This window comes from Candidatus Nitrosotalea sp. FS, assembly GCF_011319475.1.
Classification (GTDB): domain Archaea; phylum Thermoproteota; class Nitrososphaeria; order Nitrososphaerales; family Nitrosopumilaceae; genus Nitrosotalea.
In genome coordinates, this window is sequence record NZ_RCMC01000194.1 from 16279 (window position 1) to 28946 (window position 12668).

Here is a 12668-nt window from a genome sequence, read left to right on the forward strand (position 1 = left end):
GAAACCGATGCTAGCAATCTTTGATGTTGAGGGTGTATTACTTGATGCAGAATTTCTTCCAATACTTGCCGAAAAAATTAACAAACAAGATGAGATCTGGGCCATAACAAGACAAGGAATTGAAGGCAAAATAAATTGGGAGGAGGGATTAAAACGAAGAATCGAACTTTTACGTGGAATTGATTATCAGACTTGCAAGGAAGTCTCTGATTCACTAAAAGTAATGACTGGTGCAAAAGAAGCATGTAATGCACTAAAGGCTGCTGGATGGAAGATAATGGCAGTATCTGGAGGATTTACTATAATGACTGATAGACTAAAGGAAGAGCTGGGTCTTGACTATGTTTACTCTAATGAATTGTTATTCAAAGATGGAAAACTTGATGGGGTAACAATTGAGGTTGACTCTGACAAGTCAAAATCTGCTCTCATCAAGATAAAAGAATGGAATGAGAAAAAAGAAAATATCGTAGTGGTTGTAGATGGGGCAAATGATATCAGACTATTCGACATCTGCGGACTTGGAGTCGCATTTAGAGCCCAGGACATGGTAAAGGAGCTTGCAACTGTCACACTGGAAGAAAAAGATCTTTCCAAGCTTATTGGACTGATCAACAAACACTATGGTCTGAAAATACCGGTGCAGACTCTGGCCTAAAGCAAGATATCATTTAAAGCCGTAAAAAATTAGACCTGATACATGTCAGTTCAAATCATTCCCGTCGAGTTATCGTCTGATGTAGAACCGGGAGATGACTTGGTTGAGATTTTGCTCAAGACCAAGGCTGGACGTGGACTAGAAGACAATGATATTTTGGTATTTACCCAAAAAATTATCTCAAAACAAGAGGGTCAAAAAATTGACCTGGCACTAGTTAGACCGACTCTACTTGCAGTAGGTATTGCCAGTGCATACAACAAGGATCCAAAAATTGTTCAGCTTATTCTTGATCAAACAAAGAGACTTGTTCGCATGAAAAATGGGATAATAATATCTGAAACACATCAGGGTCTTGTCTGCGCAAATGCAGGAATTGATGAAAGCAATGTGGAAAAAGGATTTGCTACACTGCTTCCAAAAAATGCTGATGATTCTGCTGATAAATTGAGAAGAAAAATAAAAACAAGGGCCAAAAAAAATGTTGCAGTGATTATTTCTGATACATTTGGAAGACCGTTTAGAGAANGGACAAACAGATGTTGCGATAGGCATATCCGGAATATCTTCGATAATTAACTATGAGGGAAAACATGATACATTTGACAGAGTTCTTCGAGTTACGGCAATTGCAGTTGCCGATGAAATCTGTTCTGCAAGCGAGTTGGTTCGAGGAAAGATGCTCAATACTCCAATTGCAATCATACGCAACTACAAGTTTGACAAAAAAAATGGAAGATTCAAAGATCTATTACGTAATAAATCACTTGATCTATTCCGCTAANACCAATTGCGATCATACGCAATTACAAGTTTGACAAAAGAAATGGAAGGCTCAAAGATCTATTACGCAATAAATCACTTGATCTGTTCCGCTAAGCAAAAATTCCAGAAACAAAGATTATATGCATTGATTGATGGATTCGATAAACATTGGCTGGATTGAAAATAGAGCTACACTGTCATAACGAATTTTCAAACTTTCAGCTTGGACCAAAAGAGACTCCATACGACTGTGGAGTGACAATCATGGAACAGCTTGAAAAAGCATACGAGGCAAACCTTGATGCATTTTTCATTACAAATCATAATACCATAAACGGATATGGTTCACTTTTGGAGTATCGAAGTAACCATGAAAAATACAAAAAGATCAAGGTCTATCCAGGAGAAGAGATAACAACTGATCAAGGCATTCACGTTCTTGCATTTGGCCTCAACCAAACCATAAAAGCTGGAGGTACATTGGAGGAAACCCTTGATGCTATCAAATCCCAGGGTGCAATCTCTTGTGCTCCTCATCCCTTTGGTCTTAGCAATGGACTGAGGGAAAGAGCAGTTCTGTGTGATATGATTGAGGTCTTTAACAGCAACAACGTGGACAGATATTNCATTCATGTTCTTGCATTTGGCCTAAATCAAACCATAAAAGCTGGAAGCACATTGGAGGAGACCCTTGATGCTATCAAGTCCCAGGGTGCAATCTCTTGTGCCCCTCACCCTTTTGGTCTTAGTAATGGACTTAGGGAAAGAGCAGTTCTATGTGACATGATTGAGGTCTTTAACAGCAACAACGTGGACAGATATTCTAATCTTCGAGCATATCATTTTGCCAAAGCAAATCGACTCATCGAAGTGGCAGGAAGTGATTCACATGTAGCATCTACACTTGGCAGATGCATAAACTTGGTAGATTCTGAAAACAATCTTGATGATGTACTCTATGCACTACGACACGGAAAAGTTACGGTTAGTGAAACTGGATACATCACAAGCAGAGAAATGATAGAACATGCACTGTATAAAATTGAAAATTCTAAAGAAGATATCATGATATACTTTAAAGAAAACCATCCTCACCTTACAGGAGTATGCAGATTTTTGATCAATGCCTTTGAATCAAATCCTGACAGCATAGTCTGGACAACTGCATACAAAGTTGCAGTTCGCTTGATAACAAAACTTTCCAACAAGATTAATTTCAAAGATCAGGATCATACGGTTTTGTATGAAAGAAACCTGCGTGCAATTTTGCCAATGATTCTTAGATGATAGTATCTTCTTGCGCCTATGAATAGATTTTAATATTGCGTGAGCACTTTTTGGCTTACAGGTGACCGATATTTCGGAATTAACTCCAACCAAGACAATTGATGTACGAGGCATGTTCTGTCCTGAGCCTGTCTTTAGAACAAAGATAGAGATGGAAAGAATGGCAGTAGGAAACATTCTAAAAATAACTGCAGATGATCCTGCATCTGAAGAGGACATCACAAGATGGGTAAATAGAATGGGTCATCAGTTAATTGGCATTAAAAAAACAGACAAAGATCTAGAATTTACAATCAAGAAGGTGAAATAACCCACTTGGCTGAAACACTAGAAGATCTCGGTATGCCAATAAAAATAGGTGGCACGCCAATTGTGAAACTAGAGTCACTTTCAAAAAACCAAACAGAGTTTTTCGCTAAATTAGAATTTTACAATCCATTTGGTTCTGTAAAAGACAGAGCCGCTTACTGGATGGTAAAGATGGCAGAAGAACAGGGCCTGATTAAAAGAGGGCACACCATAATTATAGAGCCAACATCTGGAAACACAGGCATTGCACTTGCAGGAATTGCAAAACTCTTGGGATACNAGGCCTGATTAAAAGAGGACACACAATAATCATAGAACCAACATCTGGAAACACCGGAATTGCACTAGCAGGAATTGCAAAACTCTTGGGATACAAAGTCGAGATTGTCATTCCTGAAAAGGCAAGTGATGAAACAAAGAAAATAATTGAATCTCTTGGCGCAACGCTATACCAAACATCAGACGACTTGTGTCCAAAGGTGGGTGCAGGAACTGACCAAAGCATTGCGCTTGCACGATCCATTGCATCTGCAAGACCTGACAAGTATTACTCTCCTAACCAATATGCAAACGATGCAAACTTTATGGGTCATTACAAAGGAACAGGTCCTGAGATCTGGGAGCAGACTCTGGGAAAGATTACTCACTTTTTCACCGGTGTGGGAACAGGTGGAACAATTACCGGTATAGGTGCATATCTAAAAGAAAAGAATCCCGACATCAAGGTTATTGCAGTACAGCCTCAGCAGAATCACCTGATTCAAGGTCTGAGAAATTTCGAAGAGTCTTCCAAGCCCGATCTGTTCATCAAGCGAGAAAAAGTAGTTGATGACTGGATAACAATTACAAACGAAGAGGCATTTTACTCTGTAAAAGAGATCTTGCAAAAAGAAAAGATGCTTGTCAGTCCATCCTCTGCAACCGTATACACTGCCATGAAAAAATACAACATCTCAAATGGTTATGCAGTTGGAATATTTGCAGATGATGGAAGAAAATTCAAGAGTCTTTACACCCAGCAACACATACTCTCAGAAAGTGAATATGATTCTGCATTAAAGAATTCCAAGTACATCTCTAAAGTTAGAGAATAGTTACTTTTTGCGCTCTGATAGATACTTGTCTACGTCAATTGCAGCCATGCATCCAAATGCTGCTGCTGTGATTGCCTGTCTGTATCTGTGATCATGAACATCTCCTGCAGCAAAGACTCCATCAACATTTGTCTGTGTATGATTCTTTAGAGCGATGTATCCTTGCTCGTCAAGGTCAACCTGACCTTTGAACAATTTTGTATTTGGCTCATGTCCTATCGCGACAAACAGTCCACCTACCTCTAGTGTATTGACATTGTTTGTAGTGACATCTTTTACCATTATCTGGCTCACCTTCTGGCTGCCTTTTACTTCCTCAATTACTGTATTCCAGTGGAACTGGATTTTTTTATTTTCAAAAGCCCTGTCTTGCATTACCTTGCTTGCACGAAGTGTGTCCTTTCGGTGTACCACGTGAACCTTGTTTGCAAACTTTGTAAGAAATATTGCCTCTTCCATTGCAGAGTCTCCTCCTCCTGCAACTACAATATCTTGATTCTTGAAAAATGGTCCATCACATGTAGCGCAATATGACACTCCGCGTGCACTAAATTCTTGTTCACCTTTTGCACCAATCTTTCTTGGTGTTGCACNGTCACATGTAGCGCAATATGAAACTCCCCGTGCACTAAACTCCTGTTCGCCTTTTGCGCCAATCTTTCTTGGTGTTGCACCTGTTGCAATGATTACAGAATCAGCTTCGTATTCCTCAGAGTATGTCAGTATCTTAAACGGCTTGTGTCTGAAATCAACATTTACTACTTCGTCATCAATGATTGTAGTTCCCATTCTCTCTGCTTGCTGTCTCATAGTTGTCATCAATTCTGGACCCATGATACCGCTTGCAAAACCTGGGAAATTCTCAACTTCTGTTGTAAGCATCAACTGTCCTCCTGGTAAAACGCCTGAGATTATCAGAGTTTCACGTTTTGCACGTGATGTGTATATTGCAGCAGTGTACCCTGCAGGACCTGCACCGATAATTATTACATCAAATTTTCTTTTAGTCTCTGGTTTTTTGTTCTCTGATCTGATTTCTGCTTGCACAAGTGCAACTCTGTCAAGTTCATATTTAAATTATTCATGTTTTCTTGTATGTCTCAAGAATTCGCTGGTGATATTCGCATAGCTTTCCCAATTCGATCTGTGCATGTATCAGATCTTCTTGCCAGTGTGCATTGTACAAAATACATTCCTTTGAATCACAAAATGGCTCTGATGTTATATGGTAGAAAATTGCCTGGAGTGCATATCCTCTTACCACTTGGGCAAGATTCTTGTCATGGTATTCTAGAAACTTGCCTCTGAACTTGTCTTTTAGTGTGTCAAGGTTTAGCCCTTGGGATATACTGTGTTGCATTATCAGGTAGTATGCACGCGGCTTGGCAGGGGCCTCTATAATTCCAGTAGTTGATACGATGGAAGGATTTGAGCAGATTACTGCCCTTCCGTGATACCTATTGTCTTCGCAGTCATATGTGCATGAAAGCCTTGTAGTGAAAGCAAGGTGAAATGTATCAATTGATAGTTCTTCACTTGGAATTTTGTCTAGAATTATCTTTTGTAATTCAAAACCATCATACAATACAATGTTGTCTGAGGAAGAATTGTTTCCAAATGATTCTTCTTCAAAATTAATCTCCTCCTCTGTTGGGACATGTACCTCAAATGGAGCCTGTGGATTGAAAACCCTGGTCGATGCAATTCTTGTAGCGGTTTCTCTGTCTGATCTGAAATATGAAAAGAAGTTTTTTCTTACCTGAACTGGCACTCCAAATGTTTCTGTTATGAAACTTGCCAGATCATTTATCTGGATTTCAGGAACTGATGGCTCGTCATAGAGAAAAATCTTGGATATCTTCATCAAGTAGTTTTGAAAGTGAATTGATTTATCTTCTTAGTTCTTTAAGCTTGGCAGCTGTTACTTCGGCTGCCTTTTTACCAGATAATAGCATGGAGCCATAAGTTGGACCCATTCTTGCAAGACCATATGTTTCAGTTACAGACATTCCAGAAATGACTAGTCCTGGATATACTTCGCCTGTCTTGTAGACAACTCTGTTCTCACCGTCGTCTATCCACATTGGATCCATTCCTTTCCATTCTACAAGTTTTCTGTCTACCAGTCTTTTTACTGCAACAGAGTCATGACCTGATGCATCAATTACCATCTTTGATTCTAGTGCAATTGGGTCTACACATGTTATGTTTCTTGGAAGTGCAGATACTGGCATCCAGTTTACTACAATTCCTGAGACACGACCGTTCTTCAAAACTAGGTCATCGAACTTGGTTAGCTGTAAGAATTTTACTCCGGCATCACATGCTGCGGCAATCAATTTTGATACTGCATGTGGTCCAGGTGTTAAAAAGAGACCTTCTGAAATCTGTTTGTATGGAATTCCTAGCTCGTCCCATATCTTTTGAGCTGGAGCCCTCACTGTTACAGGATTCATCATGTATCCTCCAAGCCAATAGCCTCCACCAAGATAGTTGTTCTGTTCAATTACCAGGACCTTGAATCCCATTAGTGATAGTTCTCTACNGATAGAGACCTTCTGCAACCTGCTTGTACGGAATTCCCAACTCGTCCCATATCTTTTGAGCTGGAGCTCTCACTGTTACAGGGTTCATCATATATCCTCCAAGCCAATAACCTCCACCGAGATAGTTGTTCTGTTCTATTACCAGAACCTTGAATCCCATTAGTGATAGTTCTCTACTTGCAGTAAGTCCTGCTGGACCTGCGCCAATGATTATAACATCAGAATCTGATCTGTCAATTAGTACTGAATGAAACTCGTTTGCAATAGCTCGAGTTATCTCGACTTCTCTTAAATCAGCGAAGATCTTTGGGGCTTCGTCGCTTAGAGTTGCTTTTTGCATGAAAAATAATCCGCTTTTTTGCACATTAATAGTTTGCTCAGTTTACAAACGCGTCTTCAAAAGCCTTGATGCATTCTCGTATGTGCATCTTCTTTAATGGACTCTTGAATGCGTATGCTGAGATTATGTCTGATTTACCAAAGTCTTTTTTATCAATTGATCTTTTTGCAGCGCGAATGACATCCACTATGACATTGCAGCCGTTTGTGCTATCGTTTGTACGAAGGGACAAGTCAAGCTCGATTGGTGAGTCAAGAAATCCCTTTGCCTCCATCCAATAATAACTAACTCTTGAATCGCCAAGCTGTTCTGCATATTCTGTAGTACCTGCTGTTGACATGAAAGGAATTGGTGATTCTATTGCGATGGAGTCTGTCTTTATCTGTCTCTTTCTTTCTCTTGTCTCTTCTGCCATTGTACTTTGTGTATCCTGATTACCTCCAACATCAAGCTGGTATGCTTTTTTCAAGAAGATTCCTCTGCTTGCCATGAAATCAATCATGCCTCTGTGAAATGCAGTGCCTCCAAATTGGCTCATCAAATCATCTCCAAGTATGAGTGATCCCTTTGATTCAAACGCTTTTCGTGTCTGGTCGGTAACAGTCTTGGCAGCTGTTGCATTAAGAAAAGAACATCCTGCATCAAGTGCAGCTTTTGCATATTTTTCACCGCTTTTTTCCATTCCTGATGAGATAAGGTTTACAAGAAAATCTGGCTTGGCTTTTTTAAGAGAATTTACAAATTCGTCATAGCTTGATGATTTTGTCTGTCCATTTTTTGAAATATGTCCCTGGTGTAACATCATCTGCAATTCCTGGTTGGACTATCAGGTTTCCAAAATCTGACTTGGAACCATTTATCAAACTTGAAATGTTTTTTCCAACCTTTGCTGCATCGATATCATATATTGCAGTAACTGTAAAGTCATTTAGTGTAAGTCCACCTATTTTTGGATGCCACAAACCCTCTGTAGAATTTTTGTAATATTCAAAACCTTTCACAAGTGTNAGTGTAAGCCCGCCTATTTTTGGATGCCACAAACCTTCCGTAGAGTTTTTGTAATATTCAAAACCTTTCACAAGTGTAGTGGACACATTTCCCATTCCTATTAGGGCAAGACTTATCTTGTTTGACACGCTGTTTTTTTCTTGCCGGTCATCATTTAACTCTTTTCTGGTTCTTTGCAACTAACATTTTCATGAAATATCTTTGGGACATGTTTTTTGGACTGTATCTATCTTACAGAATAATTATCATCGACATGTACACAATAATGGGATCTAAACATGATCCGCAAAAGTTGATTCCAAAAGTTTGGAACAAGCACGGCAAAATNATGTGAAGACAAGGCAGGTCATGGAAGCCAACAATCTGCCAGGCACTACTCTCTATGCTAACAAGTTCGGTGGTCCGTTCATGATAACTCGGAACGAACAGGGCAAGAAAATGATTATGAGAAGAATTGATATCTAATCAAATTATGTAGATAATGACAATTTTAGAAACAATGAAAAACAATGTTATTTCATTAGATTTGTTTGTCTGAAAAATGTAAGAATCATCAATACGTTACGACACAAAAAGGAAAGCAAATCTGCACTGTTTGTGGTCATGAGAAGTCTCCTAAACTTCGTCGAATTGGAATTGGAATTACAGTAGGATTTGCCAATGTTGCCATACTGGTTGCTATTCTATATGCAGTGAGCTATGGCACACAAGGTACAATGTATGTCATGTCCAACGATGGTATGGCTCCATTTCTAGAACGTATGGATGTTGTTCTAGTAGAGAAAACACCTTTTGAGGACATAAAAAAAGGTGATGTGATACTTTTTGTTGTTCACTCTCAAGGCAAACATAGCATAAGTAGAGTTATAGACATAAAAGAAAATCCAAGAATATTACAGACACAGGCCGATTCTAACAAAACAGCCGTTCACTTTGTTACAAAAGAGGATTATTTTGGTAAAGAATATTCAGTAATTCCAAAATTAGGATACATACTAGACTATAACTCATTTCTAGTTATTGGAATAATTATTTTCATAATTCCCATTATCATTATGCCTCTACGAAATAAAAGAAAAGATTTCCTAAAATCTACGCAAGAATCAAGATATGACTACATCTCAACTGATTATTCCTACAAGAAAAAATCTTCAATCAAAACAACAATTATCATTATAATAATTACACTAGTTCTATTTAGCGAAATTTTTATACAACTTGGAGGCTTGGCGTTATTTGACAAAGCAAAACCGTCTAATTTGAGCTATGATTCTCAAAAATATACCGAACAAACTAGAAATTCACTTTATGCATATGCCTTACAAATAATCAACAAAGACCGAAGTGACCATGGTTTACTTCCTGTACAATTAAGTAATAACACATCAGCTCAGAGACACGCCGATGACATGCTGCAAAATGAATATTTCTCACATTGGAACACCATGGGAGTAAAACCATATGTTACATACACTCAGGCAGGTGGAAAAGGATCAATGGCTGAAAATATATCCTACGAGTACACATATTGTGAGACTGTTTTATGTGCCCCAAATGTCTTTGATCCTCAAGAGCAGATCAAAAGTCATGAACATTCCATGATGTATGATGATGCCTTATCAAACTGGGGACATAGGGATAATATCTTAGATCCAAATCATACTCATGTAAATATCGGGATTGCATACAATCAAGACCGATTTTATTTTGTTGAACATTTTGAAAATAATTTAATTGATTGGCAAAAAATAGATCTGGTAGATCAACATCAACTAGAACTGACTGGAACTTTGCCAGTAGGATATTCGTTTGATTCTATAGACATTTATTCTGATCCTAGTCCTCAATCTTTGAATAAACTTGATCTTGATGAAAAATCTCCATATAATGCGGGTCATTATGATGAAGGAACTATTTCAGGAGAGATTGTGAAAGCACTACCATTGGAAAGCTACTACCAAGAATGTTCTACCGGAAAGATTGAAGTTACTTTTGATGATGGCCAAAAAAATTGTGTGGATTATGTTACCTTTGATAATAAAAGTAAATATTCTAATGGAATTGATATAACAGTTGATCTGTCAAAATGGGGCGGTCAGGATAGCTTGCATACTATCTACGTGCATCTAAAAGATAAAAATGGAAAGGAGGTGGAAGCTACATCCTTGACATTAGAATATCTAAAATAATGAAAATGTGTTAAACTGACTAAAAACACCGAAAAAGAGGCAAAAAATACTATCAAAGCGTCTGAGTTAATAGTTATAGACTTATTCCAAAAGTCTAGAACCAATTCGGCAAATCTTACCAAACTGAATTATTATGTGGAGGAAAAAGCTACTTAATACAAAATTTATATGNAGTTGATTCCAAAAGTTTGGAACACGCATGGCAAAATTTTCCTGTTTACCTCGTTATGTGGAGGAAAAAGCTACTTAATACAAAATTTATATGCTTTCTGAAGACTAGCTACAATAATTGAGCAATACTAGTATCCAGTCTAAACCAGACAATGTCCCAAAACACAAGATAAACTGGGGACGACTAGAGGAGGCTGAAAGATTCTCTGAGATGGTAAAGTTATTCAGACAAGGAAAAATTAACCGTGACGATTTTCGAAGATTCAGGCTACAGCATGGAGCCTATGGCAGCAGAATGACTGATGATTACAGCATGATTAGACTTAAACTTCCAGCAGGCGAAGTTTATTCCGAACAACTAGAAAAGATTGCAGATCTTAGTGAACAGTTCTCAATAGGTAGTGCACATGTATCCACAAGACAAAACTTTCAGCTTCACTGGGTAGCATTAGAAGATGTATCTGAAGTTCTGCGGGGACTTGCAGAATCTGGAATGACAACAAGAGAAGCATGTGGAAACTCTGTACGAAGTATCATGTGCAGTCCACTTGCAGGTGTATGTCCAGATGAGGTTTTTGATCCTACACCTTATGCAGTTGGCGCAACCAAGTTCCTTTTACGAAATCCTTTGTGCCAAGCACTTCCACGAAAATTCAAGATTAATTTCACATGCTGTGAAAAACACGGAATGGCAAGAATGGTAGACATTGGATTGATTCCACAACAAGGCGAAGTAAACGGAAAACCACAACGCGGGTTCAAAGTATTTCTGGGTGGAGGGCTAGGCGCACAATCATTTGTCGGTCACCAGTTGGAACCATTTACTTCAGAAGATGAATTGTTGTATACCATAGTTTCAGTAATTAGAATATTTGACAGATTAGGAAACCGGGAAAACATGGCTAGAGCAAGAATGCGTTATCTTGTAAATGAGATGGGATGGGANCGAAGTGCTGTATACAATAGTTTCAGTAATCAGAATATTTGACAGACTAGGAAACAGGGAAAACATGGCCCGTGCAAGAATGCGTTATCTTGTAAATGAGATGGGATGGGAAAAATTCCAAAACTTGGTACTAAAAGAAAGGGCAATGATAAAGATGCTCTTGTCAGTTATCATAAAACTTGAAGTTGACAAGACAGTAGAAACAATGAGAAAGATATCGATAAGCTCAGAAATTCCATCTGTCCCACAAGGATATGCCAGATGGGTAAAATCAAATACATTCAAACAAAAGCAACCAGGATTTAGTTGCGTATTTCTTACACTGGAATCAGGTGATGTCACATCAAACCAACTACGAGCAATTGCAGATATTGCAAGGGAGTTTACTGCTGATGGACAGATAAGAAACGGCTTTACACAAGACATGGTATTTCGTTGGGTTCGAGACGAGGATCTTCCAAGAGTTTACTCTAAACTATTAGAAGTCGGTCTCGCAAACCCAGGTGCACTCACAATGGCATCTGTTGTAGGCTGTTCTGGAACAACTTCATGCAACTTGGCACTAACAAACTCACATAGATTGGCAAAAGAAGTGCAAAGAAAATTCATTGAACTAAAAATTGACGAAGACGATGATCTTCGAAATTCTACAATCAAGATAAGTGGGTGTCCAAACTCTTGTGGGCAGCATGAGATTGCAACAATTGGATTCTATGGAGGCGGAGGTAGGCTTGGAAAAGACATGTATCCATTGTACACCATGTCGCTTGGAGGAAGGGCAGATGAAAACACGACACTTGGACATACCTGCACAAAAGTTCCAGCAAAGAGAGTAATTCCAACAATTCTAAAAATAGTGGAGATATTCAAGTCTGATAAAAAATCTGGTGAGACGCTTGATTTGTGGGTACGTAGAGTCNCGAGCAATTGCCGATATTGCAAGAGAGTTTACTGCAGATGGTCAGATAAGAAACGGCTTTACACAAGACATGGTATTTCGCTGGGTGCGAGACGAGGATCTCCCAAGAGTTTACTCTAAACTGTTAGAAGTCGGTCTTGCAAACCCAGGTGCGCTTACGATGGCGTCTGTAGTGGGCTGTTCTGGAACAACTTCGTGTAACTTGGCACTTACAAACTCACATAGATTGGCAAAAGAAGTACAAAGAAAATTCATTGAACTAAAAATTGACGAAGACGATGATCTTCGAAACTCTACAATCAAGATAAGTGGATGTCCCAACTCTTGTGGCCAGCACGAGATTGCGACAATTGGATTCTATGGAGGTGGAGGAAGGCTTGGAAAGGACATGTATCCATTGTATACAATGTCGCTTGGAGGAAGGGCAGATGAAAAC

The 12668-nt window shown here is 38.8% G+C and carries 12 protein-coding genes and 6 pseudogenes; 11 read left to right on the top strand and 7 right to left on the bottom strand.

Going from position 1 to position 12668, the window contains the following annotated elements; genetic code table 11:
* The first annotated feature begins 7 nt into the window (after nt 1-7).
* The 7 genes from serB to DYY66_RS07045 all read left to right on the top strand — a co-directional run bounded on the left by serB (nt 8) and on the right by DYY66_RS07045 (nt 4113).
* Entirely contained in the window at nt 8-658 is a 651-nt protein-coding gene (gene serB, locus DYY66_RS07025; RefSeq protein WP_166287438.1) for a phosphoserine phosphatase SerB, read from the top strand.
* Nucleotides 659-700: 42 nt separating this feature from the next.
* Nucleotides 701-1186, top strand: a 486-nt coding sequence (locus DYY66_RS07030) for a coenzyme F420-0:L-glutamate ligase (RefSeq protein WP_255496295.1), incomplete at its 3' end; no start/stop codon positions are given.
* Between the two features lie 46 nt (nt 1187-1232).
* The gene (locus DYY66_RS14505; protein WP_309223985.1) at nt 1233-1442 is read left to right on the top strand and encodes a coenzyme F420-0:L-glutamate ligase; all 210 of its coding nucleotides are present in this window, start codon (nt 1233-1235) and stop codon (nt 1440-1442) included.
* Nucleotides 1443-2206: 764 nt separating this feature from the next.
* Nucleotides 2207-2710, top strand: a complete 504-nt coding sequence (locus DYY66_RS16260; protein ID WP_394352602.1) for a PHP-associated domain-containing protein — start codon at nt 2207-2209, stop codon at nt 2708-2710.
* Nucleotides 2711-2771: 61 nt separating this feature from the next.
* A complete protein-coding gene (locus DYY66_RS07040) occupies nt 2772-3020 on the top strand; it encodes a sulfurtransferase TusA family protein (protein ID WP_309223982.1) in 249 nt (82 codons plus the stop codon).
* A 5-nt stretch (nt 3021-3025) separates the two neighbouring features.
* A partial coding sequence (locus tag DYY66_RS14510; protein WP_394352599.1) for a pyridoxal-phosphate dependent enzyme occupies nt 3026-3298 on the top strand: 273 nt, incomplete at its 3' end.
* A 74-nt stretch (nt 3299-3372) separates the two neighbouring features.
* Entirely contained in the window at nt 3373-4113 is a 741-nt protein-coding gene (locus DYY66_RS07045) for a pyridoxal-phosphate dependent enzyme (protein ID WP_309223986.1), read from the top strand.
* Here DYY66_RS07045 and DYY66_RS14515 read toward each other — a convergent pair.
* The 7 genes and pseudogenes from DYY66_RS14515 to DYY66_RS07075 form a co-directional block, all read right to left on the bottom strand.
* The coding region (locus tag DYY66_RS14515) for an NAD(P)/FAD-dependent oxidoreductase (RefSeq protein ID WP_255496296.1) at nt 4114-4706 on the bottom strand (593 nt) is incomplete at its 5' end.
* A gap of 1 nt (nt 4707) precedes the next feature.
* Nucleotides 4708-5160 (bottom strand): annotated as a pseudogene (locus tag DYY66_RS14520) (NAD(P)/FAD-dependent oxidoreductase); the annotation flags it as partial.
* A 34-nt stretch (nt 5161-5194) separates the two neighbouring features.
* The gene (locus DYY66_RS07055; RefSeq protein ID WP_166287446.1) at nt 5195-5977 is read right to left on the bottom strand and encodes a DUF6775 family putative metallopeptidase; all 783 of its coding nucleotides are present in this window, start codon (nt 5975-5977) and stop codon (nt 5195-5197) included.
* A 25-nt stretch (nt 5978-6002) separates the two neighbouring features.
* Nucleotides 6003-6658 (bottom strand): sulfide-dependent adenosine diphosphate thiazole synthase (locus tag DYY66_RS07060; RefSeq protein WP_166287467.1); only part of this gene is annotated, 656 nt, incomplete at its 5' end.
* A gap of 1 nt (nt 6659) precedes the next feature.
* Nucleotides 6660-6999, bottom strand: a pseudogene (locus tag DYY66_RS07065) (FAD-dependent oxidoreductase); the annotation flags it as partial.
* A 37-nt stretch (nt 7000-7036) separates the two neighbouring features.
* Nucleotides 7037-7804 (bottom strand): hypothetical protein, encoded by a 768-nt coding sequence (locus tag DYY66_RS07070; protein WP_166287449.1) that lies wholly within the window; start codon nt 7802-7804, stop codon nt 7037-7039.
* A pseudogene (locus DYY66_RS07075) lies at nt 7746-8006 on the bottom strand (hypothetical protein); the annotation flags it as partial. The gene DYY66_RS07070 and the pseudogene DYY66_RS07075, both read right to left, overlap by 59 nt.
* Nucleotides 8007-8537: 531 nt before the next feature.
* Here DYY66_RS07075 and DYY66_RS07080 point away from each other — a divergent pair.
* The 4 genes and pseudogenes from DYY66_RS07080 to DYY66_RS07095 form a co-directional block, all read left to right on the top strand.
* Complete coding sequence (locus DYY66_RS07080; protein WP_166287455.1) at nt 8538-10196, top strand: CAP domain-containing protein; 1659 nt, start codon at nt 8538-8540, stop codon at nt 10194-10196.
* 466 nt (nt 10197-10662) lie between these two features.
* Nucleotides 10663-11312 (top strand): annotated as a pseudogene (locus DYY66_RS07085) (nitrite/sulfite reductase); the annotation flags it as partial.
* 5 nt (nt 11313-11317) lie between these two features.
* A pseudogene (locus DYY66_RS07090) lies at nt 11318-12232 on the top strand (nitrite/sulfite reductase); the annotation flags it as partial.
* A 46-nt stretch (nt 12233-12278) separates the two neighbouring features.
* A pseudogene (locus DYY66_RS07095) lies at nt 12279-12668 on the top strand (nitrite/sulfite reductase); the annotation flags it as partial.